The 24,446-nt window shown below is 54.2% G+C and carries 19 protein-coding genes; 7 read left to right on the forward strand and 12 right to left on the reverse strand.

What is annotated here, in order from left to right:
- Nucleotides 1-19: 19 nt before the first annotated feature.
- The 3 genes from yajC to queA all read right to left on the reverse strand — a co-directional run bounded on the left by yajC (nucleotide 20) and on the right by queA (nucleotide 2,705).
- Nucleotides 20-352 carry a preprotein translocase subunit YajC gene (yajC, locus tag JJB97_RS04485; protein WP_238712735.1) on the reverse strand — a complete coding sequence of 111 codons (333 nt, stop codon included), beginning with the start codon at nucleotides 350-352 and terminating at the stop codon, nucleotides 20-22.
- 21 nt (nucleotides 353-373) lie between these two features.
- Nucleotides 374-1,501: a tRNA guanosine(34) transglycosylase Tgt gene (gene tgt / locus JJB97_RS04490; protein WP_238712737.1), complete on the reverse strand. Its 1,128-nt coding sequence runs from the start codon at nucleotides 1,499-1,501 to the stop codon at nucleotides 374-376.
- A gap of 133 nt (nucleotides 1,502-1,634) precedes the next feature.
- A complete protein-coding gene (gene queA / locus JJB97_RS04495; protein ID WP_238712739.1) occupies nucleotides 1,635-2,705 on the reverse strand; it encodes a tRNA preQ1(34) S-adenosylmethionine ribosyltransferase-isomerase QueA in 1,071 nt (356 codons plus the stop codon).
- A 98-nt stretch (nucleotides 2,706-2,803) separates the two neighbouring features.
- On the opposite strand from queA, the gene JJB97_RS04500 reads away from it, so the two are divergent.
- On the forward strand, nucleotides 2,804-3,385 hold the full coding sequence (locus tag JJB97_RS04500) for an ACP phosphodiesterase (RefSeq protein ID WP_238712742.1): 582 nt from the start codon (nucleotides 2,804-2,806) through the stop codon (nucleotides 3,383-3,385).
- A gap of 256 nt (nucleotides 3,386-3,641) precedes the next feature.
- On the opposite strand, the gene proY is transcribed toward JJB97_RS04500, so the two are convergent.
- The 4 genes from proY to phoB form a co-directional block, all read right to left on the reverse strand.
- Entirely contained in the window at nucleotides 3,642-5,006 is a 1,365-nt protein-coding gene (gene proY, locus JJB97_RS04505; protein WP_238712745.1) for a proline-specific permease ProY, read from the reverse strand.
- A gap of 62 nt (nucleotides 5,007-5,068) precedes the next feature.
- Complete coding sequence (gene brnQ, locus JJB97_RS04510) at nucleotides 5,069-6,382, reverse strand: branched-chain amino acid transporter carrier protein BrnQ (protein ID WP_238712748.1); 1,314 nt, start codon at nucleotides 6,380-6,382, stop codon at nucleotides 5,069-5,071.
- A gap of 394 nt (nucleotides 6,383-6,776) precedes the next feature.
- A complete protein-coding gene (gene phoR / locus JJB97_RS04515) occupies nucleotides 6,777-8,081 on the reverse strand; it encodes a phosphate regulon sensor histidine kinase PhoR (protein ID WP_238712751.1) in 1,305 nt (434 codons plus the stop codon).
- A 15-nt stretch (nucleotides 8,082-8,096) separates the two neighbouring features.
- A complete protein-coding gene (gene phoB / locus JJB97_RS04520; RefSeq protein ID WP_238712754.1) occupies nucleotides 8,097-8,786 on the reverse strand; it encodes a phosphate regulon transcriptional regulator PhoB in 690 nt (229 codons plus the stop codon).
- A 200-nt stretch (nucleotides 8,787-8,986) separates the two neighbouring features.
- On the opposite strand from phoB, the gene sbcD reads away from it, so the two are divergent.
- Together sbcD and sbcC are read left to right on the forward strand one after the other, a co-directional pair.
- A complete protein-coding gene (sbcD, locus tag JJB97_RS04525; RefSeq protein ID WP_238712757.1) occupies nucleotides 8,987-10,189 on the forward strand; it encodes an exonuclease subunit SbcD in 1,203 nt (400 codons plus the stop codon).
- Nucleotides 10,186-13,335 carry an exonuclease subunit SbcC gene (sbcC, locus tag JJB97_RS04530; protein WP_238712759.1) on the forward strand — a complete coding sequence of 1,050 codons (3,150 nt, stop codon included), beginning with the start codon at nucleotides 10,186-10,188 and terminating at the stop codon, nucleotides 13,333-13,335. Before sbcD ends, sbcC begins: the two co-directional genes overlap by 4 nt.
- Before the next feature lie 21 nt (nucleotides 13,336-13,356).
- On the opposite strand, the gene mak is transcribed toward sbcC, so the two are convergent.
- A complete protein-coding gene (gene mak, locus JJB97_RS04535; RefSeq protein WP_238712839.1) occupies nucleotides 13,357-14,280 on the reverse strand; it encodes a fructokinase in 924 nt (307 codons plus the stop codon).
- A 122-nt stretch (nucleotides 14,281-14,402) separates the two neighbouring features.
- Between mak and rdgC the strand changes: the two genes are divergently transcribed.
- The 4 genes from rdgC (at nucleotide 14,403) to hemB (ending at nucleotide 18,150) form a co-directional block, all read left to right on the forward strand.
- Nucleotides 14,403-15,314, forward strand: coding sequence for a recombination-associated protein RdgC (gene rdgC, locus JJB97_RS04540; protein WP_238712761.1), 912 nt, complete (start codon nucleotides 14,403-14,405; stop codon nucleotides 15,312-15,314).
- A 717-nt stretch (nucleotides 15,315-16,031) separates the two neighbouring features.
- Nucleotides 16,032-16,349 carry a transcriptional regulator gene (locus JJB97_RS04545; protein ID WP_399198069.1) on the forward strand — a complete coding sequence of 106 codons (318 nt, stop codon included), beginning with the start codon at nucleotides 16,032-16,034 and terminating at the stop codon, nucleotides 16,347-16,349.
- A 93-nt stretch (nucleotides 16,350-16,442) separates the two neighbouring features.
- On the forward strand, nucleotides 16,443-16,841 hold the full coding sequence (locus JJB97_RS04550) for a helix-turn-helix domain-containing protein (RefSeq protein WP_238712767.1): 399 nt from the start codon (nucleotides 16,443-16,445) through the stop codon (nucleotides 16,839-16,841).
- 331 nt (nucleotides 16,842-17,172) lie between these two features.
- Nucleotides 17,173-18,150: a porphobilinogen synthase gene (hemB, locus tag JJB97_RS04555; protein WP_238712769.1), complete on the forward strand. Its 978-nt coding sequence runs from the start codon at nucleotides 17,173-17,175 to the stop codon at nucleotides 18,148-18,150.
- Nucleotides 18,151-18,329: 179 nt separating this feature from the next.
- Here hemB and JJB97_RS04560 read toward each other — a convergent pair whose 3' ends face one another.
- The 4 genes from JJB97_RS04560 to wecA form a co-directional block, all read right to left on the reverse strand.
- On the reverse strand, nucleotides 18,330-20,495 hold the full coding sequence (locus tag JJB97_RS04560) for a polysaccharide biosynthesis tyrosine autokinase (protein ID WP_238712771.1): 2,166 nt from the start codon (nucleotides 20,493-20,495) through the stop codon (nucleotides 18,330-18,332).
- A gap of 17 nt (nucleotides 20,496-20,512) precedes the next feature.
- Nucleotides 20,513-20,959: an arsenate reductase/protein-tyrosine-phosphatase family protein gene (locus JJB97_RS04565; RefSeq protein WP_238712774.1), complete on the reverse strand. Its 447-nt coding sequence runs from the start codon at nucleotides 20,957-20,959 to the stop codon at nucleotides 20,513-20,515.
- Nucleotides 20,947-22,281: a polysaccharide export protein gene (locus JJB97_RS04570; protein WP_451923530.1), complete on the reverse strand. Its 1,335-nt coding sequence runs from the start codon at nucleotides 22,279-22,281 to the stop codon at nucleotides 20,947-20,949. Before JJB97_RS04570 ends, JJB97_RS04565 begins: the two co-directional genes overlap by 13 nt.
- A gap of 66 nt (nucleotides 22,282-22,347) precedes the next feature.
- The gene (gene wecA / locus JJB97_RS04575; RefSeq protein WP_238712777.1) at nucleotides 22,348-23,400 is read right to left on the reverse strand and encodes a UDP-N-acetylglucosamine--undecaprenyl-phosphate N-acetylglucosaminephosphotransferase; all 1,053 of its coding nucleotides are present in this window, start codon (nucleotides 23,398-23,400) and stop codon (nucleotides 22,348-22,350) included.
- Nucleotides 23,401-24,446 lie beyond the last annotated feature (1,046 nt).

Raw genomic sequence — 24,446 nt, forward strand, 5'->3', positions numbered from 1 at the left:
CCTTAGGGAAAACGAAAGATTACAGCGCCTTCATAGTGCCTTTCGGCAGGACCGCTGCGACGAAATCACGCTTGATAACCACTTCAGTGGTATCGTTAAGAGCGATAGCGATATAGCCGCTTTCCGCCACCCTGGTGACACGTCCTACCAGGCCGCCGTTAGTCAGCACTTCGTCACCTTTGGCAATGGAGTCCATGAGCTTTTTATGCTCTTTGGTGCGTTTTTGCTGCGGGCGCAGAATCATAAAATAGAAAATCAGGCCAAAAACAACCAGCATCAGAATCAGCGATAACGGACTCCCCTGAGCCGGTGCGCCGGTAGCCGCGGCCGCATCAGAAATAAAAAAGCTCATTAACATTCCCTCATTTTTAGATTAATCAATACTTAACGCCGGGGCCGTTTTTCCCTGACGTGCGTAAAAGTCCTGGACGAAGCGCTCTAATTTACCCTCTTCAATAGCCTTACGTAAACCGGCCATCAGGCGCTGGTAATAACGCAGGTTATGAATCGTGTTAAGCCGCGCCCCCAGTATCTCATTACATCTGTCCAGATGATGTAGATAAGCGCGAGAATAGTGGCGGCACGTATAGCAATCGCACTCGGCATCCAGCGGCGACGTATCGTTTTTATGCTTCGCGTTACGGATTTTCACCACGCCGTCGGTGACGAACAGATGGCCATTGCGCGCATTGCGGGTCGGCATAACGCAGTCGAACATATCGATACCGCGACGTACGCCTTCCACCAGATCTTCGGGTTTCCCCACGCCCATCAGGTAGCGAGGCTTATCAGTGGGGATCTGCGGGCAGACATGTTCAAGAATACGGTGCATGTCCGCTTTTGGTTCCCCAACCGCCAGGCCGCCGACAGCGTAGCCATCAAAGCCGATTTCTACCAGCCCTTTCACTGAGACATCACGTAAATCTTCGTAAACGCTGCCCTGAATAATCCCGAACAGCGCATTCGGGTTTTTCATCTCATCAAAGCGGTTGCGGCTGCGTTTCGCCCAGCGCAGAGACATTTCCATTGAGCGTTTCGCATAATCCCAGTCCGCCGGGTACGGCGTACATTCATCAAAAATCATAACGATATCGGATCCGAGATCGTACTGAATTTCCATCGACTTTTCCGGGCTTAAGAAAATAGGGTCGCCATTGATGGGGTTGCGAAAATGCACGCCCTCTTCGGTGATTTTCCGGATATCGCCGAGGCTGAACACCTGAAAGCCGCCGGAATCGGTAAGAATCGGCCCCTGCCACTGCATAAAGTCGTGCAGATCGCCGTGTAGCTTCATGATGTCCTGTCCCGGGCGCAGCCACAGGTGGAAAGTATTGCCAAGGATGATCTGCGCGCCGGTCTCGCTCACCTCTTGCGGGGTCATGCCCTTCACGGTGCCGTAAGTGCCCACCGGCATAAACGCGGGCGTTTCTACCGTGCCGCGCTCAAACACCAGGCGGCCGCGGCGCGCGCGCCCGTCAGTGGTCTGTAATTCAAATTTCACATTTCCTCCTGCGTCAGAGAAACAGTCTGACGTATCACAAACGAACCGCAGCCGCAGCCTGCGGCGCTAAATATCGTTGCCAGCGCCCCCGTTTATACAGGCAGGTTCGCTTACGCTATCACGCTGAAAAAGTTTACGTGCCGGGGCGTTCGTCAATGGCCTGCGGATTGTACGTGATAAACATCGCATCCCCATAGCTGAAAAAACGATACTCCGCCTTCACCGCTTCTTTATAGGCGCGCAGGGTATGGCGATAACCGGCAAACGCCGAAACCAGCATAATCAGCGTGGACTCAGGCAGGTGGAAGTTCGTCACCAGCGCATCAATAACCCGGTATTGGTAGCCCGGGTAGATAAAAATCTGCGTATCGCCAAAAAACGGTTCGATAACATCGTGTTTTGCCGCCTGCGCGGCGCTTTCCAGCGAGCGCACCGAAGTGGTGCCGACAGCCACCACCCGGTTGCCGCGCGCGCGACACGCCAGCACCGCGTCAACGACCTCCTGCGGCACTTCAGCATATTCCGAATGCATAATATGGTCTTCGATGCTGTCAACGCGCACCGGCTGGAAGGTGCCTGCGCCAACGTGCAGCGTCACAAACGCCATCTCAACGCCTTTTTTACGCAGCGCATCAAGCAGGGGGTCGTCAAAATGCAGCCCGGCCGTGGGCGCGGCCACCGCGCCCGGCTTGCGGCTGTAGACGGTCTGGTACAGTTCCCGATCCGCTTCTTCGTCCGGGCGATCGATATAGGGCGGCAGCGGCATATGGCCAATGCCGTTTAAAATATCCAGTACCGGGCGTTCATCATTAAATTCAACTTCAAATAACGCCCCGTGACGGGCCATCATGGTAGCCTGTACGCTTTCATCATCGCCAAGCAGCAGTTCAGCGCCGGGTTTCGGCGCTTTCGAGGCGCGGATATGGGCCAGCACGCGTCTGTCATCAAGCATGCGCTCGACCAGCACCTCAATTTTACCGCCGCTGGCCTTGCGTCCAAACAGACGCGCCGGGATCACTTGCGTATTATTAAAGACCAGCAGGTCGCCCGGGTTGAGCTTATCGAGCAAATCGGTGAAAGTGCCATGCGTCAGTCGTCCCGAAGGGCCATCCAGCGACAGCAGGCGGCAGGCGCTGCGCTGCGGCTGCGGGTAGTGGGCGATTAAAGTTTCGGGAAGCTCAAAAGTGAAATCGGCGACGCGCATGACGGGGTCTCTGACTTAAAAACAGGCGGCTAGTCTAGTGCCGGCGCGCACCCACTGCAACCCGTAAGCCGTTCCGCCACGCTGATAAAAGGTAACAAATGAATTTTCTGGCACACCTGCACCTTGCCGATCTGGCCGATAGCTCGCTTGTGGGCAACCTGATGGCCGATTTTATACGCGGTAATCCCACCGACGCCTGGCCTGCCGACGTGACGGCGGGCATTTTCATGCATCGCCGCATAGATGCCATGACGGATAGCCTGGCGCAGGTACGCGCCGCACGCGCCGGATTTCGCCCGCAAACGCGCCGGGTCTCCCCCATTGCGCTGGACGTGATGTGGGATCATTTTCTGTCGCGCCACTGGGCAAACTTTTCCCCCAACGAGCCGCTTACGCGCTTCGTCGCCCGCGCCGAAGCGGCAATCGCGCCTGTTTTACCCGGCGCGCCGGCGGACTTTATCGATCTTAACCGCTATCTGTGGTCGGAGCGCTGGCTTATACGCTACGCGGATATGACATTTATCGCCAGCGTACTAAACGGCATGGCCAACCGCCGCCCGAAACTGGCGGCGCTGCGCGACGCATGGCTCGATCTGGACGAGAATTATGACGCGCTGGAAACGCTTTTTTGCGAATTCTATCCGCAGATGATGGCGCTGGCGCGGCGCAAGCGCCTGTAGCAAGCCCGCGGCTTCACGCCGCCAGCGGTATCAGGTTCGGACACAAAAAAGGGCTTCGGCGCGCCGAAACCCAGTTTGCCGGCAAAGAGGACAAACGCCTGCGCTTGCCCTCTTTGCCTTTATTTCATTTTATAGCCGTTTTTCAGGACGCGCGCCTGTCGGCGTTTAGCAACGCCCGCAGCCTCCCGGCGCGCTAATCCTCACTTATCAATACCGTTTTTCGCGCAGATCAAAAGCTCCGCTTTATACGAAAGCGTTATTTACCCGCTTTCGCCTCATACCGGCGCTTAAAGACCCACCCTATCAGCAGCAGCACAATCCATGCGATGCCAACGTATAGCGAAATACGCGTCTGGGGATGATGGCCAATCAGCACGATAATAAACGCAAGGAAGATAAGCCCTACCGTGGTGGTCGCCACGCCGCCGGGCACTTTAAACTTCAGCGCTTTAACGTCATCTTTCGACAGGCGACGGCGAAAAGCTATCTGTGACAGCAGTATCATTATCCACACCCACACGGTGGCAAAGGTCGCCAGCGACGCGATCACCAAAAATACGCTTTCCGGCATAACGTAGTTCAGGTAGACGGCAACCAGCAGCGCCACAGACATCACCACCACCGTAACCCAGGGAATGCCCTGGCGCGAAACTTTAGCAAATATTTTCGGCGCGGCCCCCTGTTCAGCCATGCCGTGCATCATACGACCCACGCCAAACACATCGCTGTTAATGGCCGACAGCGATGCGGTCAACACCACAAAGTTAAGGATGCTGGCGGCAAACGTAATGCCCAGATGCTGGAAGGTCAGTACAAACGGGCTGCCGTTCGTTCCAACCTGGTTCCACGGGTAAATCGACATAATGACAAACAGCGTCCCCACGTAAAAAACCAGAATACGCAGCGGCACCGAATTAATAGCGCGTGGAATGGATTTTTGCGGATCTTTAGCCTCACCGGCGGTAATGCCGATAATTTCAATGCCGCCATAAGCAAACATGACCATTTGTAGCGCCATCACTGTGCCGAGCCAGCCGTTGGCAAAGAACCCGCCGTTGCTCCACAAATTGTGAATGCCGGTAGGCTGGCCGCCATTGCCGATTCCCCAGATAATGATGCCAAAACCGGCGACAATCATGATGATGATGGTGGCGACTTTAAAGAATGAGAACCAGAACTCCAGCTCGCCGAACACCTTCACGCTCATCAGGTTAATGGCGCAAATCAGCAGCACCACGCTCAGCACCCATATCCAGTGCGGCACGTCAGGAAACCAGACGCTCATATAAATGCCGAACGCGGTAACGTCCGCGATAGCGACAATCAGAATTTCAAAACAGTAAGTCCAGCCTGTGATATAACCTGCCAGCGGGCCGAGGTTTTCCTGCGCATAACGTGAAAAGGAGCTGGCGGAGGGGTTGTGGACCGACATCTCGCCCAGCGCGCGCATAATAATATATGCCGCGATCCCCCCCACAATGTAGGCCAGCAGCACGCTCGGCCCTGCCATTTTGATAGCATCCGCAGAGCCATAAAACAGCCCCGTGCCAATTGCCGATCCCAGCGCCATAAAACGAATATGTCGCGTGCTCAGGCCACGTTTGAGCCTATTTTTTTCCATTGAAGCCATCCATTAAAATAAAAAACCACGGGAGACCCCGTGGTTAACAGTAATGCAAACGCTTAATGCGTTGCGGTCGAACGCCCCGCAATACGATCCCAGAGGCCACATAACACCAGCGCGGCAAGCGACGGAATAAGCCAGGCCAGCCCCTGCGAAGACAGCGGCAGGCCAGACAGCCACCCTGGCAAAAAAGCGCCCAGTTCGGCCGCCTTCAGACCGTCAACCAGACCCAGCAGCAGGCTGACCAGCATTGCCGGTGCGATAACACGGGTTGAGTTATGCCACAACGGACGGGTGAAACTCAATACTACCAGTACAATACACGGCGGATAAATAGCCGTTAGCACCGGAATGGAGATATGAATCAAGTGGCTCAGCCCAAGGTTCGATACCACCATCGAAAACAGACCGAGAATAAATACAAGCGTACGGTAGGAGAGCGGCAGATACTGCTCAAAAAACTCCGCGCAGGCGCAGGTCAGCCCCACCGCCGTCACCATACAGGCCAGGAAGATGAGCGCAGCAAGCAGGAAGCTGCCGAAACCGCCGAACGTATGCTGAACATAGGCATGCAGGATCGCCGCGCCGTTAGCAGATTGATCCACAAGCGTAGCGCTGTCGGATCCCAGGTGGAATAACGCCAGATAGAGCAACGTCAGGCCAATCCCGGCGATAATGCCCGCCCATATGGTATAGCGAGTCAGCAGGCGCGCTTCCTTTACGCCGCGCGAGCGCGCCGCGTTGACAATAACAATGCCGAAGACCATCGCGCCCAGCGTGTCCATTGTCAGATAGCCATTAACAAAACCGTTAGAGAACGGGGCAGCCTGATAGGCCTCAGTGGCAGAGCTGATACCGCCCGCCGGCCAGACAATGGCCGCAACGCTGAGGATAACCAGCGCGATAATTTTCAGCGGCGCCAGGAAATGGCCCACGGTATCGAGCAGCTTACCCGGATACAGAGAAACCAGAATAACCAGCGCAAAATAGACCAGGCTGTAAATCAGCAGCGCCGTCGCGCCGTCGCCGGTCAGCGGGGCGATACCCACTTCAAACGAAACGGTGGCGGTTCGCGGCGTAGCAAACAGCGGACCAACGGCCAGATAGCACACGGTTGCCAGCAGCACGCCTGCGCGGCGGCCGATGGGCGAGCTGAGGCTGTCAACCCCGCCGCCTACGCGCGCCAGCGCGACCACGGTCAGCACCGGCAGCCCCACGGCGGTAATCAGAAAGCCAAACGCGGCCCACCACACGTTTTCGCCGGCCTGCAGGCCGACCATGGGAGGAAAGATAATGTTGCCTGCGCCGACAAACAGCGCAAAGGTCATAAAACCCAGAGCGACGATGTCACGCGATGTTAAACGATGGATCATAAATTTTGTACAGCCTGTGGATGTTGTAGTGTTGAAATAATTAATATTTTCGCCGCTGCAAAGACGGCAAAAAAACGTCAATATCAGAAATATCCAGCGAGAAAAACTTCTCATCAAGCGCAGCGAAGAATTGTTTGTCGATTAACCGCGCAATTCTGGTGAGTCTGACAACAGCGGGCGCCAATTAAAACGCTTATAGCGTTTGAAGACAACCAGGAAACGCCAAACCAGAGTTTTATACTAAATATAATACTATATATAGACGGGTATTTGCCGGCGTGCGTCAGAAGATGGCTCATCATGCGGTCGAAAAGGCGCGCGTTCAACGCCTTATCCTGAGATAAATGCGCTGAAAACGCGCGCTTAAGGCAAAGCAACCGTATCGTTCGACGAATTAATGCGCGATGCGGTTTGAGGGAGCGACAATCCGGCGCAGCGGCAGCAGGAAGCTAAAACATGCTCCCTGCCCCGGCGCGCTTTCAATATCCAGCCGCGCATCATGATGGCTTAAGGCATGCTTAACAATGGCCAGCCCCAGCCCGCTGCCGCCATTGTGACGCGAACGCGATTTATCCACGCGGTAGAAGCGCTCGGTAAGGCGCGGAATATGCCTTGCGGCGATGCCTGGCCCGCAATCCCGCACGCTAAACAGCGCGCCGTGCGGCGTGCGCTGCCAGCTTACGGTGATCTCTGTTCCGGCGGGCGTATGATAGACGGCATTATAAATAAGGTTAGAGATGGCGCTGCGTAGCTGTTCTTCACTGCCGTATACCTTCAGCGAAGCATCCATATCGAGGTGTACGCGGTGCTGTGGGCCAAGCGTATGCGCTTCACATTCAAGCTGGCGTAGTATGAACGGCACATCCACCTCTTCGGTTAGCGACAACGCCGGCGCCGCCTCAATACGCGACAGCGTTAACAGTTGCTGAACCAGCCCCTCCATTCGCTGCGTCTGCTCGCGCATCGTCCCGAACGCTTTATCCCGCAGCGCAGCAGGCATCTCATTATCCTGCATAACTTCCAGGTATCCCTGAAGCACGGTTATCGGCGTGCGTAGCTCGTGGCTAACGTTAGCAAAAAAATTACGCCGCGCGCCTTCCAGTTGATGCATCTTTGTGACATCGCGCGCCACCATCAGACGCTGCCGGTCGCTATAAGGCATTACGCGAAACTCAATATGGCGGCCATTGTTGAGCACCAGGTGTAGCGGACGCCCGAAATCACGCGCTTTCAGATAGCGGCTGAATTCCGGGTAGCGCAGCAAATTCTGGATATTCTGCCCGTTATCGTCCGGCCAGCGCAGATTGAGCAACTGCTGCGCCAGGCCGTTACACCAGAACATAGCGCCCTCTTCAGTGGTGAGGATAACCGCATCCGGCAGCGACTCCGCGCCGCTGCGAAAGCGTTTGATAAGGCTTCCCAGCTCACGTCGGCGCTTTTTATTACGCATCTGCATCTGGTGCAGGCCGTATAACAGCGGCGCCCAGCTACCGCGCCCCGGCGGCGGCGTCATACTGCGATCCACCCACAACCACCACGATAAGCGCAGCAGATTATGAAAGTGCCAGATAAGTAAACCGGCGACCGCCGCCAGCAAAAACCACGGCAAATGCCCCAAAAATACGCTCAGCAATAATGCAGGCAAACAGCATAACGCCAGTTCCAGCGCCAGCCTTTTCCATGACAGCCGTTCCAGCACGGTCACGCTCCAGTATTAATAGCGGGTGGAGAAACGGTAACCCGCGCCGCGCACCGTCTGCACCATACGATCATGGCCGCTGCGCTCCAGCGCCTTGCGCAGGCGGCGGATATGCACATCCACGGTGCGATCTTCAACATAAACATTCGTGCCCCATACGTGGTTGAGCAACTGCTCGCGGCTGTAAACGCGCTCCGGATGAGTCATGAAAAAATACAGCAGCTTAAATTCCGTTGGCCCCATATCGAGCGCGGCATCGTCGGTCGTCACGCGGTGCGAGACAGGATCCAGGCTTAACCCCTGCATTACAATGGCCTCTTCCTGCGCCCCGGGCGAAATACGCCGCATGACGGCCCGGATGCGCGCTACCAGCTCTTTTGGCGAAAACGGTTTGAGGATGTAGTCGTCGGCGCCGGTTTCAAGCCCACGCACGCGGTCTTCTTCTTCGCCACGCGCCGTTAGCATCACCACGGGAATGCCGCTGGTAAAATGGTCTCGTTTGAGGCGCTTAAGTAGCTGCAGCCCGGAACCGCCTGGCAGCATCCAGTCCAGTAAAATCAGATCGGGCCAGGGTTCGCTCAGTTTACTTAGCGCAGTATCATAATCCTGCGCCTCAACCGGCTGAAAGCCGTTCTGTTCAAGCACAAAACACACCATCTCGCGGATGGGCGCTTCGTCTTCCACTACCAGAATACGTCTTGCCATAGATTACTCTGTTTTACCTGTCGTTTGTTGCAACGCGCGGCCATTATGCGTCAGATTTATGACGATTTTATGAAAACATGACTTTTTCATGACGCGTTAACGCCACGGGGCGGGCAAAACGCGGCGGTGACCCACGCGGCTTAGCTTGTTTATAATGGGCATCACGCGTTTTAGCCACTTTGCTACCGGAACCGGTATTTATGCGCATCCTCCATACCTCAGACTGGCACCTTGGCCAGAACTTCTATACGAAAAGCCGCGCTAAAGAACATCAGGCGTTTCTTGACTGGCTGCTGGCGCAGGCGCAGCAGCACGCGGCCGACGCGATTATTGTCGCGGGCGATATTTTCGATACCGGTTCCCCGCCCAGCTACGCCCGCGAGCTGTATAACCGCTTTGTGGTGCGCCTGCAGGCCAGCCGCTGCCGCCTGTACATTCTGGCGGGAAACCACGACTCGGTAGCCATGCTCAACGAATCCCGGGAGCTGCTGGCCTGTCTGCAAACCCAGGTTATCGCCACACCGACTACGCAACCGCTGCTAATGACGACGCACAGCGGCGAACCGGGCGCCATATTATGCCCCATCCCCTTTCTGCGTCCGCGCGACATACTGCGCAGCCAGGCCGGACAATCCGGGCGGGAGAAGCAGCAATCGCTACTGGAAGCCATCGCCGAACACTACCGCGCCTGCCATACGGCGGCGCTGGCGCTACGCGGCGACAGGCCGCTGCCCGTTATCGCGACCGGCCATCTTACCGCCGTGGGCGCAAGCGCCAGCGACTCGGTGCGCGACATTTATATCGGCACGCTGGATGCTTTTCCTGCCCAGGCGTTTCCGCCCGCCGATTATATCGCGCTCGGCCATATTCACCGCGCGCAGCGCGTAGGGGGAATGGAGCATATTCGTTACAGCGGCGCGCCCATCCCCCTGAGCTTTGATGACACCAATACGCCGGGAAGCGTAAACCTGGTTACCTTCCGCCACGGCGCGCTGGAAAGCGTGACGCCGCTGGCCGTGCCGGTTACTCAACCACTGGCGGTGGTAAAAGGCACGCTCGACGAAATTGAACGCCGGCTTGAGACGTGGCGCAGCGCTCCCGCCTCGCCGATAACCTGGCTGAATATTGAAATTAACACCGATGAATACCTGCACGACATACAGCGCCGCATTCAACAACTGACGCAGACGCTGCCGGTAGAAGTGGTACTGATGCGCCGCGCGCGCGAACTACGCCAGCGCGCCATCGACGGTCAGCTCAATGCCTCGCTGAGCGAACTGAGCGTGGCGGAAGTATTTGAACGCCGCCTTACGCTTGAAGCGCTGGACGCCGAACGCAAAAAGCGGCTACGCACGCTGTTCGCTCAAACGCTGGAAGCGCTAAACGAAGAGGAACAGGTATGAAAATCCTGACGCTGAGGTTGAAAAACATCAATTCGCTGCGCGGGGAGTGGCATATTGATTTTACCGCTGAGCCGTTTGCCAGCAGCGGGTTGTTTGCCATTACCGGCCCGACCGGCGCGGGTAAAACCACGCTGCTTGATGCTATATGCCTTGCGCTGTACCACAAAACCCCGCGCCTGAATGCCATCACCCAGTCACAAAACGATCTTATGACGCGCGATACCGCCGAGTGCCTGGCGGAGGTGGAATTCGAAGTCAAAGGCGCGGCCTATCGCGCGTTCTGGAGCCAGAACCGCGCCCGCAACCAGCCGGACGGCAACCTGCAGGCGCCGCGCGTAGAGCTGGCGCGGATGAAAGACGGCAAGATCCTGGCTGATAAAGTGAAAGATAAGCTCGATAAACTGGCCGAGCTTACCGGCCTTGATTATGACCGCTTCACTAAATCCATGCTGCTTTCCCAGGGGCAGTTCGCCGCCTTCCTGAACGCCGACGCTAACGCCCGCGCCGCGCTGCTTGAGGAACTGACCGGCACCGAAGTTTACGGCCGTCTGTCAGCTTGCGTGTTCGAACGACACAAATCGGCGCGCGCGGCGCTGGAAAAGCTGGAGATTCAGGCCGCCGGCATAGCGCTGCTCAGCCCGGAGGAAAAACAGCAGCTAACAGAAAATTTACAAACGCTCGCTGCCGAAGAAGAGCGCATGCTGGCGCAGCAAAAAACGCTGCAGGCGCAGCAGCAATGGCTACACCGCAGCCAACAGCTTGACGCGCATCAACAGGAGGTCATCACCGCACAACGCGCCGCCGCCTCGGCGCTGGAACAGGCCGCGCCGGAGCTTTCCCGGCTGGAGTTAGCCCGACCGGCGGCGATAATCCAGCCTGACTGGCAAATGCGTCAGGAACAGGAGGCTTGCCTGAACGCGGCGCAACGCGCGCACGAAGAAGTTAGCGCTCGCTTACGTGAACAACAGCGGCAACGCGGCCTGATCCGCGAGAGCGCCGCCCGGCAATATGCTGAGCTAACCCATGAACGCGCCGCGCTTGTACGCTGGTTGACGGAAAATGCCGCCGTGGAAGCGTGGCGAGGCGAACTGGCGGGCTGGCGCATCGCTTTTGCCCAACGCCGGCGCGACAGGCAGCAGCTTACGCAGCTTGAACGGACTATCGTTTCGCTGAACGAACAACTGGCGCTGTTGCCGGAATTTGCGCATCCTGCCTCGCCGGAGCAGGTCAGTGAGCGTTTACAACAGCTCACCCTGGAACGTCCCGGGCGACGCCGGCTTGCGCAGCTACACGCCCGATTTGCGCCGCTGGCGCAGCGCAGCGCCGCGCTGGAGCGAGAAGTGAGCGTACTGACAAGCCAGATTATCGGGCAGGAAAAAGCGCTGACGGAAAAACGTAACGCATGGGCGCAGATAAACCAGCAGGCGGCTGATGTAAAAAAGATCTGCGAACTGGAAGCCACGGTGGTGCGCCTGCGCGATGAGCGGGCAAAACTCCAGCCGGATATGCCCTGCCCACTGTGCGGCTCTACCTCACACCCCGCCGTTAAGCAGTACCAGGCCGTTGAAACCAGCGGCAACGAGCAGCGTCTGGCGCGGCTTGAGCAGGAAAAAAATCTGTTAAGCGAGCAGGGCGCCGCCCTGAAGGGTCAACTGGACGCCTGGCAGGCCCATAAACGCCAGCAGGAAAAGGAACGCAGCGCGCTGGACAATGAGCAGCGACAGCTAGAGCAGCAGTGGAGCGACGCCTGTCTGGCATTGAAAATCTCGCTTACGCCCCGGCAGGATATCGCAGGCTGGCTCGACGCGCAGGAGCAGGAAGAACAGCGGCTTCTCACCCTGCAACAGCGCCACGGGCTGGAAAGCCAGCGGCAGGCCGCGCAGGCGCAGTTGGCCGCGCTGAGCAACGAATGCGACGCACAACAGCGTGAACGCGGCGCAACGCTTGCGTCACTGGGGCTGAGCTGGCCCGGGCAGGAGAAGGAAGCCGCCTGGCTGGCTGAACGTGAAAGCCAGGCGCAGGAGTGGCGACAGCGCCAGCAGCACGCCGATACGCTGCGCGAGGCCCTGAGCGCGCTTGAGCAAATCCTGCGCGCGCTGCCAGAATCATTACCAGACGCCGATACAGCACAAGCCCTCCAGCCCGTCACGCTCGAAGACTGGTCGCAGATACAGGAGAGCTGCGTATCTCTTACCGGGCAGCTAACCGGCCTGAGCAGCCAGATAGATCAGGCGCGCCAACGCGTTAGCGACGCGAAACAGCGCTTCGCTCAGGCGCTGGCGGCAAGCCCCTTTGACGACGAAGCGGCTTTTCTCGCCGCCAGGCTGGATGACGCCGCGCTTGCGGCGCTGGAACAGCGTAAAGCGCAACTGGAGCGCGTGCTGCACCAACAGCAAACGCGGCTTGAAGAAATCCAACATGCCCAACGCGAACACGGCGCGCAGCGTCCGGCGAGGTTCACGAACGACGCAACCATCGCATCAGTAAACGAGAGCCTAGCCTCGCTCGCCCGGCTGCTGCGCGACAACACTACACGCCAGGGTGAAATCAAACAGCAGCTGCGCCAGGAGGCAGACAATGCGCAGCGCCTGCAGGCGCTGCACGCGCAAATTGAAAAGTGCCGTCACACACTTGAGGAATGGAGTCATCTTAACCACCTGATTGGCTCTAAAGAAGGCGATAAATTCCGCCGTTTCGCCCAGGGTCTGACGCTGGATAATCTGGTGTGGCTGGCTAATAACCAGCTTCAACGCCTGCACGGGCGTTACCTGCTACAGCGTAAAGCCAGCGAATCGCTGGAGCTGGAAGTGGTGGACACCTGGCAGGCAGACGCCGTGCGCGATACCCGTACGCTGTCAGGCGGAGAAAGCTTTCTGGTCAGCCTCGCGCTGGCGCTGGCGCTCTCGGATCTGGTGAGCCATAAAACCTCCATTGAATCGCTGTTTCTGGACGAAGGCTTCGGCACGCTCGACGCCCGGACGCTGGATATCGCCCTCGACGCCCTTGACGCGCTGAACGCCAGCGGCAAAACCATTGGCGTTATCAGCCACGTAGAAGCGATGAAAGAACGCATACCCGTACAAATTAAAGTGAGAAAAATTAACGGGCTGGGCTTTAGCAGGCTGGATAACGCCTTCGCACGGTAAACCCGTGCGTCGTCTGCCCGGTTAACGCTCCGCGGGTTCATTAACCGGCCACAGCCAGGCCGCGCCGCGTACCCCGCTGGAATCGCCGTGCAGCGCCTGGCGGACAGGCGTTTCAAACTCACCGCCAAACACCCACTGGCGAATAAGATTCGGCAACGTTTGATACAGCCTGCCAACATTGCTCATGCCGCCGCCGAGCACGATAACGTCCGGATCGAGGATATTAACTACCTGGGCCAGCGATTTCGCCAGCCGCTGCTCATAGCGCGCAATCGCTAATTCGGCTACGTTATCGCCCTGCGCCACGCGCTGCATAATCTCAGCCCCCGAAAGCGATATACCGCTCAGGCGCAGGTAATCCGTGGCGAAACCCGTACCGGAAATAAACGTTTCAATACAGCCCTGTTTACCGCAATAGCACGGCACCTCGGCGCGATAGCGCAGCTCATCGTCGTCCATCCAGGGCAGCGGATTATGTCCCCACTCTCCCGCCGTACCGTTACTCCCTGCATGACAGCATCCATTTATTGCCACGCCCGCGCCACAGCCGGTGCCGATAATCACCGCGAATACTATCCGCGCTCCCGCCGCCGCGCCGTCCACCGCTTCGGAAACCGCCAGGCAGTTAGCGTCGTTCGCCAGCCTAACTTCACGCTGAAGGCGCTGTGCCAAATCCCTGTCCAGCGGCTGCCCGTTAAGCCAGGTGGAGTTAGCATTTTTTATCACGCCAGTTAGCGGGGAGCGCGCGCCAGGAATACCTATGCCGATGCTGCCGCGTTGCCCGGTTGCCTGTTCGGCCATCGCCACCAGTCGGGCGATGACCTCCAGCGTTGCCCGGTAGTCATCACGCGGCGTCGGTAACCGATGGCGATAAAGCTGTTCTCCGCTGTTTGCCAGCGCGATGACTTCCGTCTTCGTTCCACCCAAATCAATGCCGATACGCACAGACAGCTCCTCAGTTGCCGGATAAGGAAACAGAGAGTAGAGCGCGGGAACCGCAAAGGCAATGAAACACGCCGGCTGATTCGCTATCATGCCCGCTGCATTTGACTGACAAGGTTACCGACATGCTGTGGTTCAAAAATATAATGGTTTATCGCCTCAGCCGCGATATCACGCTAAATCAGGACGAGATGGAAAAACAACTGGCCCTGTATGGCTTTACACCCTGCGGTAGCCAGGATATGGCAAAAACAGGCTGGGTGGCGCCAATGGGCTCTCGCAGCGACGCGCTCACGCACGCGGTTAATGGCCAGATTATCATCTGCGCCCGTAAAGAAGAGAAAATGCTGCCCTCTTCCGTTATCAAACAGCAACTGGATGCCAAAATCCGCAAGCTCGAAGCTGAGCAGGCGCGCAAACTGAAAAAAACCGAAAAAGATTCGCTGAAAGATGAAGTGCTCCATGACTTGCTGCCGCGCGCCTTCAGCCGCTTCAGCCAGACAATGATGTGGATAGATAGCGTTAATGGCCTGATTATCATCGACTGCGCCAGCGCTAAAAAAGCGGAAGATATCCTGGCGCTGCTGCGAAAAAGCCTGGGATCGCTGCCTGTGGTGCCGCTGGCGATGAAAAACCCGATAGAACTCACGCTAACCGAGTGGGTGCGTTCCGCCAGCGTGCCGCAGGGATATCAGTTGCTTGATGAAGCCGAGCTGAAAACCATGCTGGAAGATGGCGGCGTGATCCGCGCCAAAAAGCAGGATCTGGTCAGCGACGAAATCGCCGCGCATATTGAAGCGGGCAAAGTCGTGACCAAACTGGCGCTCGACTGGCAGCAGCGCATCCAGTTTATGATATGCGAAGACGGCTCCCTTAAGCGCCTGAAATTTTGCGACGAACTGCGCGACCAGAACGACGATATCGATCGTGAAGATATCGCCCAGCGGTTTGACGCGGATTTTACATTAATGACCGGCGAACTGAGCGCGCTGATTGAAAGCCTGGTCGCAGGGCTGGGCGGCGAAGCCGAACGCTAAAGCAATGCCTGTCGCAAATAAGGTTACGCTGGCACAAAGTCAGGCCCGAAATTGGGCCTTTCATGACGTAAAAAACCGGCAGGTCGCCCTGACACAGGTAATATTTTTATATCGTCGCCGCTCTGTTCGGTCGCGAAACCGGTTTGCCTGTCACCAGGCTCATTCGCATGCCCCCCTAAAAGCAACGCTCTCTTTTCCGTTATTAGCGCCTGTACAGCAGCCATCGTAAGGAAAAGTATAATTCACTATTTTTACGTCAACCCCAAAGCGGGTGAAACTGAATTTTTACACTTCCCGCCAGCGAACCAGGCAACCGGGCGAAAAGATAACGTCTGTTTTTAATTTATCACTATAATTCCTTGCGCGCCGTGAAAACGATGGCCGAAAACAGCAGAAACAAATTTTGAGGCCTTATTAAAAACAGGAAAGCAATTATCAATAAGTATGAAGCGCTGACGCTGTATCGTACTGTTAATTATTTTTTATTCATTTATAGCTGCGGGGTTGAATGAATACCCCTGGCAACGAACAAAATAGCGTTAACGCATTAATTTTTTTTACCACTGAACGCGATGCTCCGTTCTTTTATGGCTACCGGGCGGCGAGAGCATGCAGACAAAAAACGAAACCCTCCACCTTTTTCGTCAGCTTTTTCAGCTATATACATCATGCTGGCAGCGCACTTTGCCAGACATTACCAGGCCCCGGTTCACCGTCATGCATTCCCTTGCCGCAACCCCGGAAATTGAGCAAATTGCCCTTATTGACGTTGCCGTCAGAACAAAGGCGGCAATGCTAAGCCATATGGAAAAGCGAAAGCGGGTTCGCCATGAATGCGCTCCCAATGACAAACGCCACCGTTTCACAGGGTTAACAACACAGGGGCGGCGGCTGCCGGATACGGCCATACCACGTGCGGCTCTCGTTGATAAGATATTCCTTAAACGCCTGTCGCCGGAACAGCAGACGCTGTTTTCACAGCTAATCCGCCAGATGGTGAATAAACAATCGGCAATTGACTTTATCTTTGCGTAAATTGAATAATTCAGACTAATCTCTCAATTTATAAACACTGCTATAGAAATTTGTGCTCATAATTAGATAATTCTTATTTTGAGGGACGCAACGATGAGGAAGGACCAATTCTCTGCCAATGTGATAGAACAAATACTGTACTGGATTGACGATCACATTCACGAAAAAATCACCCTGGACGATCTTTCCCGCATAGCGGGTTATTCAAAGTGGCACTTACAACGGATGTTTTATGAACAAATGTCGATTACCGCCGCCAGTTATATTCGCCACGATAAGCTGCATCGTTCAATTCGCGATCTGAAATTTGGAGATTGTTCTATTATAGAGATTGCCGAAAAATACAGCTTCAGTTCCCAGCAGTCGTACACACGCACATTTAAACACGTGATGACCTGCACGCCGTCACAGTGCCGCGCCAAAAGGAACCATTTATTTAATGGGCTTGAGGGCGAAGCGCTATGCCAGACGTGTCAGTCGCTTTATTCCTGAACAATACAGCCGGGCGACTTATACAGAGCGCGAATATTTATGCACCCCAGTCGAGCTTATTTACGGTGATTTAATAACGTGCGTCAGGCAGCCCGGCGGCCTGATGCCGTTACCCCTTCGCCTTTCCGGCAAACGCCTTTCCCGTTCCAGATAGATAGCCTAAAAGTTCCTACATTGCTTTTGTAAAATACCATAAGCAGGATCCTGCCCACAGCCCGCATACGTAGCGTGTCGATGCAGGATATTTCTTTCACGCCCTCAAACGTGAAACACCCGCAACGTAAAATCGGGTAACATGACGGCATAATTCACACAATACCGAGTGAGTGTAATGACCGATTTCAACCTGATTAACCGCCCGCGCCGCCTGCGCCAGTCAGCCGCAATGCGCGCAATGTTTCAAGAAACGTCGCTGTCGCTCAACGACCTGGTTTTGCCCATTTTTGTTGAAGAGGGTCTGGATGATTACGCAGCCATAGACGCCATGCCCGGGGTGATGCGAATCCCCGAAAAGCGCCTGGCCTGTGAAATTGAGCGTATTGCGAACGCCGGTATACGCTCGATTATGACCTTTGGGATTTCTCATCATACTGATGCTACCGGTAGCGATGCCTGGAACGAAAATGGCCTGGTTGCACGCATGTCGCGAATTGCCAAACAGACGGCGCCAGAGTTGATTGTGATGTCCGATACCTGCTTTTGTGAATACACCACGCATGGCCACTGCGGCGTGCTGTGCGAACATGGCGTGGATAATGATGCAACGCTAACCAACCTCGGCAAACAGGCGGTTGCGGCGGCCAGAGCCGGGGCTGACTTTATCGCGCCTTCGGCGGCAATGGATGGGCAGGTGCAGGCCATTCGACAGGCGCTTGATGCAGAAGGCTTTACCCGGACTGCGATCATGGCCTACTCCACTAAATTTGCCTCATCGTTTTACGGTCCGTTCCGCGAAGCCGCAGGTACTGCCCTGAAAGGCGATCGCAAAACCTACCAGATGAACCCAATGAACCGCCGTGAAGCCATCCGGGAGTCGCTTCTTGACGAAGCCCAGGGCGCTGACTGCCTGATGGTTAAACCGGCCGGCGCTTATCTCGATATTGTGCGGGACATTCGTGAACGAAGCGATCTGCCGCTGGCGGCCTACCAGGTAAGCGGCGAATACGCCATGATAAAATTTGCAGCTAAAGCGGGCGCAATTGATGAAAACAGCGTTGTGCTGGAGAGCCTTGGGGCAATTAAGCGCGCTGGCGCGGATCTGATACTGAGCTACTTCGCCCTTAGCCTGGCGGAAAGCAAACTGCTCTGAAGTTAACGACGCCTTCGCCTCTCTTGCTGAGGTTAGCGTTTAACGCCAGGCAAACGGCCCGGCAGGTTGCCTGGCGTCAGGCACAAAGAGGCCAAAACGTGGTTTTGGCCTCTTTGTCGCTATCCGCTGAAAATCAATCTCTTGATTTTCCTTATTTATTTAACTGTTTTGTTGTGCATTCAATCCATATCGCGATCTTCATAGCTGTAATGGTGGTGCAGACCATACTCATAGATGTTTGAATAACGTTCTACGGTGCCGTTAAGGATCGCGCCATTAATGGTAATACCGTTATTCATGAAACGACGAATGCTGACCTCAACTTCTTTCAGGCTATTATGCTCAAAGCGTGCAACCAGCAGCGAGCACCCGGCATGCTTGCCAATAATGGCCGCATCGCCCACCGCCAGAATGGGCGGAGAATCCAGCAAAACCATATCGTATCGCGGCGAAAACTCGTTTAATAATTGAGTAAAGCGCGTATGCATTAACAGTTCTGAAGGCGTCGTACATTTTGAACCACGGGAAATAAAATCCAGCCCTTCAACCTGCGTCTTCTGGATAACCTCTTCAGCCAGCCTGCTGGCGCTCAGCACATCGCTCAGACCTGGGCTGGAGCTGTGACCAAACGCTTTATGCGCATCACCGCGACGCATATCACAATCGATAAGCAATACGCGCTGCCCGCTCTGGGCAAACACGGCTGCCAGATTGCTGCTGACAAATGTCTTTCCTATTCCCGGCGTCGGGCCGGAAATCATCAGAATATTGTTTTCTGAATTAATCATCGAAAACTGCACGCTGGTACGCACATTGCGCAACGCTTCAATGGCCAGATCGGCGGGATCTTTAACTGCCAGCAACTCGCTATTCGTTGTAACCGCCTTGCGAAAACGAGTCAGACGTCTACGTGGCTGAAATTGTTGGCCGCGGCTTAGAGGAATATTGGCGTAGACGTTAACGCCGCATTCTTCAAGCTCGCTGGCGCTCTGAACGCCGCGGTTAAACAGCATTTTCAACAACACCATAGAGCAGGAAAGCAACCCGCCGAGCAGGACGAATAAAACCACAATGAGCGCCTTTTTAGGCTTAACCGGTTTTGTTTCCGTAACAGCATTATCAACAATGCGCACGTGCCCTACGGTACTCGCCTTGCTGATTTTCAGCTCCTGCTGTTTATTCAGCAGTTGCATATACACCTGTTGTGTGGATTCCACATCACGCGTCAGGCGCAATATTTCCTGCTGCGTTCCCGGCATGGACTCCACGCGCTGATTAAGTTTATTGCGCTCATTGATAAGCGTTTTACGCTTTTCGTTCAGTGCGCGGTATGCCGGATGCTCGCGGGTATAGAGTTTTGATATTTCTGCTTCTTTAAACGTTAGCTCATTTAACCCGGCTTCCACATTTACCATAGTATCGAGCACGCTTTTCGCTTCCAGCGAAAGATCCACCGATTCATTTTTCTGGCGAAACCGATTCAGCCTGTCTTCCGCTTCATTGAGCGAGGCGCGGATTTTGGGTAATTGATCGTTGACAAAAACCAGGCTGCGCTCGGCTTCCTCAGATTTCCAGTCAATATTTTGCTGTAGATAGTTACGTGAAATACTATCGAGCACCTTACGGATAAGCACAGGATCCGGACCTTCATACGTCAGTTGCATAACCCCGGTATCTTTACCCTTATCCGTAACGGTAAATTTCTGCAACAGCGATTCTACCGCCGTCTGTACCTGCAATTTTTCAATCTGAAAAACGGTTCCTGGCCTGGCGCGGATGTCGCTCACAAGCAACGTCAGGGCAGCGTTTTCCAGCACCTGGCCAACTTTACCTTCAAATGTCTCATTGCTTGCCAGCTTCACCTGATAAGTATCCGGCGACTGCACCGTAAGCAACAACCGGGAATTGGTAAAAGAATTCCCAATAGAGAGACGAGAAACGGCAATGTCGCCATCCTGGAGATTAAACAGCCGGGCTAAGGCATAGCCGATGACCGGCAAACGCTTTTCGCGAACCAGCAAATCCAGCCCCAGCTCCTGCACTGTTTGCCCAACCACCATACGTGATTTGATGATTTCCACTTCGGCGCCAGACTGCATGCTTTTATCGGAAAGCAGACCAGACAGATCGCTAAGCAGCATGCTGCTGCTGTTTTTGTCGATCTGGATCAACGCATTAGCCCTGTACACCGGCGTAGCACAGCTTACATAAACCAGGCCAAGCAGAAACGAAGCCAGCACCGTGAGGAGGATTAACCATTTATGATCCAGTAAAGAAAACAGCAGCCTGCCTAAATCAAGCTCCCGCTCCCCTGAATCACTGGTCAGACGTTGTTGCATTGTCATTCACTATCCCTGATAAATTATCGTGACAAAACATTTGCCCACCGCTCTACCGCCTGGTCCATTTGTCCGTAAACAAACTCATAAAACGATGTGCTCTTTTTATATGGATCTGCAATCTCGGTTCGCTGCAGCCAGTGCCCCATCAGCATTGTCTTGCCCCTGACTTCAGGTGCAATATAAGTGATGTGCTCCACATGCTGCTTTTCCATAACCAGTATCAGATCGGTATCCCGGCATTGTTGCGCGGTAAGCTGCTTTGCGCGATGTTCGTTCAACTTCAGACCGTGGCGTTCTGCCAGCGAGGAAGCCATCTTATCTGCCGGATGCCCAACCAGCGCATGAATACCGGCGGATTCGATATGCAAATCCCCCTGTTTTTGGCGCAGCAGCGCCGCACCAAACGGAGAACGGCAAATATTCCCCATGCATACAACCAGCACTGAACGGATATTTAATTGCCCCATCTTCTCACCCAATTTCCGATTTCAGTCATATTGTTGATGCCGGTAACGGTCGGCAGAAGCTGGCTAACCACACGATTCCAGCGCACCACTGGCGCTGCGGTGACATACACCACATCGTAAGGCTGTAACTGGAATTCCGTCCCCATAATCAACGCAGTAGCGTCTGACAAGTTGAGCTGGTAGATATCGGCGATTTTGTGCGGCGCGTTGGCCTGCGGCGTAAACGCTTTATGCTCTGCAACCGCTGGCGCCGGGGCGCCGCTCAGCGCATTATGCTTATCGGTATCCACAGCCGCGAGCGTGCGAGCGCGGGTTGGCTTAAGCGGGTTGGCGGAGTGTGTCGCGGGGCTTTGCATCATTTTCGCCTGCGCGCCGGCATCGTCAAACATCCTGGTTTCAGGCTTCGCTTTCTGCCCAGCGCGCCTTGAGCGAATAACAAAAACGCCGGTCGCGTCCGCCAGATTCTGGGCGATACCTTCTGCTCCGCCAAGCGCTTCTGTTAATGTCATACCGCTACGATCCATTCGCAACGTCGTCTGCTTATTCACTTCTCCCATTACGAAAATTTTGAGCGAATCGTTACGCGGCACGTAAAGGATATCGCCGGGATAGAGCAAATGATTCTGCATCAAATCCCCTTTTTGCATTAGCGCTTGCAACGATATGCGTCGCTCCTGGCCGTTGTGGGTCAATACCACGTTGTGCCAGTCCGCATTCGCCGTCAGGCCGCCGGCTTTGTTGATGGCATCCAGTACAGTTAGTGGAACGTTAGTGATGGGTTGCTGCCCTGAGGTGACGACTTCGCCTGTAACGTAAGCTTTCTGTGAACGGAAAGAGGCAACGCTAACGTCAACCTGCGGCTCTTCAATATACGTCGCCAGTTTAGCGGTGATTAAACGGCGGACTTCATCAAGCGTTTTGCCAGTAACGCGTACCCGTCCAATGTAAGGATAAAAAATAGTGCCATCGGCGTTTACCCAGTTGCCAGTATCGCTGGCGCTTCGAAACGTCCCGGCAGGGGTTGTCAACTCAGGGTGATCCCAGACTGTCACCATCAGAACATCGCCCGGGCCAATGCGATATTCATAATTTTGTAACGCTGCATCAAGCTGAGGGTTACTACGCGCTCGCACTTCCTGCGGACGCATTTTTTCAATTAATGCAGGCGTTAACGGGAAAACGTTGACCAGTTTGTTAATATCGTAATCCGCATCCTGTTGCGCGACGACGTTTTTGCCACGCACAGAAAGATGAGAACCTGGAAATATCGTACATCCAGCGAGCAATGTCGCTGCAAACAAAACGGGAAGCGTTTTTTTCATTTTCATTATTAAAATCCATTTTATGTTCAACCAAACCACTCACCTCTGTGTAAGGCTACCGCGCTTTCATACTTGTTTTTCCCGGGAATGGCGCTCGCTCTTTTCACTGCCATGCTTATAGCGGCCGGTAAACCAGAAATAGATGGCAAACAGCACCATAAATAAAGCAAAACTGATAGACTCGTGAACGCCTGCAATATCAAGCCCGATACCGGTTAATGCCAGCGCCAGCGCAGCCAGAGTTATTGCCGCCAGCGTCTGGTTTGCAGTCAATCCACAATGTTGCAGCACGTGATGTAAATGATCGCGATCGGGTTTGAAAGGGCTATTACCGCTGAGCATACGGCTAAAGAAAAGCCTTGCCATATCCATTAAGGGAATGGCAATGACCCATAGCGCAGTCACCGGATCGGCCACCGCATTTTGCCCCTGCGTTGCAATAATCAGCAGCCAGATAACGGTAAAACCAATCACCGTGCTGCCGGCGTCGCCCATAAATACGCGGTTACGCGCCCCGCCAATCAACCCAAGGTTCGAGAAAAGGTAGGGCAGCGTCGCAACAATAATGCCCAGGCACCAGAATGCCATATCGCGCCGTTCGCCAAGATAAAACAGCAGCGCCAGCGCGCCAAACGTTACGCAGGAAAGCAGACCTAATAATCCGTTAATGCCGTCAATCATATTGAAGGCATTAATCGCACCCCAAACGGCAAGAATGGTAATTCCATATACAGGCAGGCCTTCCATCGCCAGCAAGCCGGGCAGAATAGCGCCCAAAGAAGAGAGTTTAAACCCCGCCCACATCATCAACGCCGCAACGGCAAGCTGGACAATCACCCGTGGGAAAACGGGCAAATCAAAGCGATCGTCCAGTACGCCAACAATGAGCAACAAACCTGAACACAACAGATAACAGGCCTGCCAGGTGAAAGGCTGTGTCTGTAAAAGGCAAAAAACCACAAGCGCAAACCAAATCGAAATGCCGCCGACTAAAGGAATGTCGCCTTGATGTAATTTTCTTACGCCTGGCTTATCAACAAGCCCTACCTTTACGGCCAGGTAGCGCGTAATTATAAGCGCCAGCAATGCGCTTATAAATACAGTAAATAGTTGTGGCATGATTATCTATCGTCGTCCTTAATGATAAATGGTATCTAACGCTTTTTTCCGAAAGTGCACATAACGGATGCGGCACATACGTGTGCAACCCATCACGTCAGGCAATTGGGTGAGACCTTTCACGCCATCCGGAGAGTTAATAACAAAGTGAAAGCGAATAATGGGTTGCTGTTAGTAAAAAATTATTGCAACTCTCAGCAGAATTTCGCTTCTGCACAAGTACAGAGCATTTTATTCTAATTTTTAATACACTTCTTATTTAGTTATTAGTATTAACTCCGAGAGATCCAGACTAAATGCTATAAACACAACACAGAACCAGAATCTCAGACTGAATTAGCATACAAGCGGGACATCGGGCTAAAATATTAAAAATAACCCATGCTGTCAATCGGATTTATCACAACAAAATTCAAGATTCTTAAGAAATCATCTCAAACGAGAGGTTTTTTCGAATAAAACATGAGCATAACGCCATCAAACGACCAAAAATCATAATTATTACTACCAAAAAAAAGACTATATTTTGTTAATGCATTACATTAACTCATGACGTTTCATTTATCGGAAAAGACCGCAAATAAAAATCTCACCATTACAAATGAAACAAAAAACGTTAATTAACAATTCACCTTACTACTCATATATTAATTTTTATAAACAGTGGATTCTTCTGAAATGGTTATTACTCTCACGTGCTGTTTATTATTATCCGCAAGAACAATCGGAAAAGTCTGTCAATAACTCAGTTAACTTTTCTTCCTGTTTTCTTAATTGTTTACTTCTCAAGCAAAACATAAAATATATTAATAATAATCTTATGGACTTAAAAACGTGATAATTTCAACGCCGGTATGTCACGCAACAAGCGCGCGCCCCCGCTATTGTCGGCACGTTCACCCGCGGCCTGATGCGGCGGCGCAAGCCATAATGCAGACTGGACGCATACGAGCGTGACACGACCTGGAGAGAGTGGCCCGGACGGCCGCGAGAGTGCGGCTAATCTCCCGCATTATGGTGAGTGGACGGACAGCGGCCGCACCGCA

This window comes from Tenebrionibacter intestinalis, from assembly GCF_016632365.1.
GTDB classification, from domain to species: Bacteria; Pseudomonadota; Gammaproteobacteria; order Enterobacterales; family Enterobacteriaceae; genus Tenebrionibacter; species Tenebrionibacter intestinalis.

Coding starts and splice junctions, on each gene's coding strand:
- queA (WP_238712739.1), bottom strand. CDS start 2,705: ATGCGCGTCGCCGATTTCACTTTTGAGCTTCCCGAAACTTTAATCGCC.
- hemB (WP_238712769.1), top strand. CDS start 17,173: ATGACCGATTTCAACCTGATTAACCGCCCGCGCCGCCTGCGCCAGTCA.
- brnQ (WP_238712748.1), bottom strand. CDS start 6,382: ATGATCCATCGTTTAACATCGCGTGACATCGTCGCTCTGGGTTTTATG.
- sbcD (WP_238712757.1), top strand. CDS start 8,987: ATGCGCATCCTCCATACCTCAGACTGGCACCTTGGCCAGAACTTCTAT.
- phoB (WP_238712754.1), bottom strand. CDS start 8,786: ATGGCAAGACGTATTCTGGTAGTGGAAGACGAAGCGCCCATCCGCGAG.
- JJB97_RS04560 (WP_238712771.1), bottom strand. CDS start 20,495: ATGACAATGCAACAACGTCTGACCAGTGATTCAGGGGAGCGGGAGCTT.
- JJB97_RS04500 (WP_238712742.1), top strand. CDS start 2,804: ATGAATTTTCTGGCACACCTGCACCTTGCCGATCTGGCCGATAGCTCG.
- yajC (WP_238712735.1), bottom strand. CDS start 352: ATGAGCTTTTTTATTTCTGATGCGGCCGCGGCTACCGGCGCACCGGCT.
- proY (WP_238712745.1), bottom strand. CDS start 5,006: ATGGAAAAAAATAGGCTCAAACGTGGCCTGAGCACGCGACATATTCGT.
- JJB97_RS04570 (WP_451923530.1), bottom strand. CDS start 22,281: ATGAAAAAAACGCTTCCCGTTTTGTTTGCAGCGACATTGCTCGCTGGA.
- JJB97_RS04565 (WP_238712774.1), bottom strand. CDS start 20,959: ATGGGGCAATTAAATATCCGTTCAGTGCTGGTTGTATGCATGGGGAAT.
- wecA (WP_238712777.1), bottom strand. CDS start 23,400: ATGCCACAACTATTTACTGTATTTATAAGCGCATTGCTGGCGCTTATA.
- sbcC (WP_238712759.1), top strand. CDS start 10,186: ATGAAAATCCTGACGCTGAGGTTGAAAAACATCAATTCGCTGCGCGGG.
- JJB97_RS04545 (WP_399198069.1), top strand. CDS start 16,032: ATGCATTCCCTTGCCGCAACCCCGGAAATTGAGCAAATTGCCCTTATT.
- JJB97_RS04550 (WP_238712767.1), top strand. CDS start 16,443: ATGAGGAAGGACCAATTCTCTGCCAATGTGATAGAACAAATACTGTAC.
- rdgC (WP_238712761.1), top strand. CDS start 14,403: ATGCTGTGGTTCAAAAATATAATGGTTTATCGCCTCAGCCGCGATATC.